Source organism: Mesorhizobium sp. M7A.F.Ca.US.005.03.2.1 (genome assembly GCF_003997795.1).
Classification (GTDB): domain Bacteria; phylum Pseudomonadota; class Alphaproteobacteria; order Rhizobiales; family Rhizobiaceae; genus Mesorhizobium; species Mesorhizobium ciceri.
The window spans coordinates 1-1,278 of record NZ_RZRP01001245.1 but is presented as its reverse complement, the minus strand read 5'-3'; the positions used below and the strand labels follow the sequence as shown (position 1 = coordinate 1,278).

Below are 1,278 nucleotides of genomic sequence, written 5' to 3'. Positions count from 1 at the left end.
CGATACCTATCTCGGCCACGACGGATATCGCCACTATTGCCGTCTCTGAGGGGAGGAGGACCCGTTCAGCAACAGAGGGGCCCATGCGAGCCCCTCTTCTGTTGTCTGGATGGTAGCGGTGCGTGCTCCATCGGCCGCTTCAGCGCAGAACTGAAGGGATTGGTCCGGCGACAGATCGGACAGTGTACAGAGATTTTCCGAGCGTCTATCCTGGACCGCGAAACGCGGGGAGAGACCCTTGGACGAGCAGGACCCCAGGGAAGACCTGGTCGAAACGATTTTCCGCAACGGCACCGTCACCACCGTCGGCATCCTGCTGGCGTTTTCGCTGGGCTTCATCACCCATTGGGCCGCCAACCCGATCCCGTGGCAGACCTACCATCTTGTCGCCGTCCTGCCGATCCTGGCCGGCATTGCCTTGCAGATGCGGGCGCTCTCGCTGCTGCTCCACACGAAATGCCTGCAGCGGCGCATCTATGAACGCGCCAACCGCATCTTCATGGCCGGCCTGATATTCACCGCCTGCGGCGTCGGCATGGCCATCCTTCTCGATTTCTTTGATATCGCGACCAGGAGCGCGCTGCCCGGGGCGGGCTGATCAGTCGGCTCGCACGCCACCGATCATCCTGGTCACCTCGGCTGCCGCATCGCGCACCAGCGGGCCGATCTCGGCCAGCCGCTCCGGCGTCACCCGCACCGTCGGCCCTGACACCGAAACGCCGCCGATCGGCTCGCCGAATTCGTTGAAGATGGCGGCTGCCACGCAACGCATGCCGGGGTGCCGCTCCTCGTCGTCGACCGACCAGCCGCGCAGCTTGATCCGCGCCAGATCGTGGGCAAGCGCCGAAATGTCGGACAGCGTCCTGTCGGTGAAGCGCTGCAGGCCTGCCTTGCGCAGCATGGTTCCGACGCGCTCCGGCTCGAGATGCGCCAGCACCGCCTTGCCGATGCCCGACGCATGGAAGGGGCTGCGCGTGCCCGGCCGGAAGAAGGCGCGGATCGCCTGATGCGTCTCGACCTGGCTGACGAAGACCACGCAATCGTCCTCGGCGACGCCGAGATTGGCGGTCTCGCCGGTTCTCTCCATCAGCTCCTGCATGACGACACGCGCGCGGTCGACCAGCTTGCGGCGGCGCAGGAAGGCCGCGCCCATACGGTAGGTCTCGACGCCGATCGACCACAACTGGTCTGATGTGTCGAATTCGACCATTCCGTGGTTTTGCAGCGTCGTCAGCATGCGGTAGGCGGTGGAGGCGGCAAGCCCGCTCTGCGCCGATA

At 65.3% G+C, this 1,278-nt stretch carries 2 protein-coding genes; one reads left to right on the top strand and one right to left on the bottom strand.

The window, feature by feature from the left end; all coding sequences use genetic code 11:
- Nucleotides 1–238 precede the first annotated feature (238 nt).
- Complete coding sequence (locus EN991_RS36695; RefSeq protein ID WP_127370546.1) at nt 239–598, top strand: hypothetical protein; 360 nt, start codon at nt 239–241, stop codon at nt 596–598.
- Here EN991_RS36695 and bhcR read toward each other — a convergent pair.
- Nucleotides 599–1,278 (bottom strand): HTH-type transcriptional regulator BhcR (gene bhcR, locus EN991_RS36690; protein ID WP_164769684.1); only part of this gene is annotated, 680 nt, incomplete at its 5' end.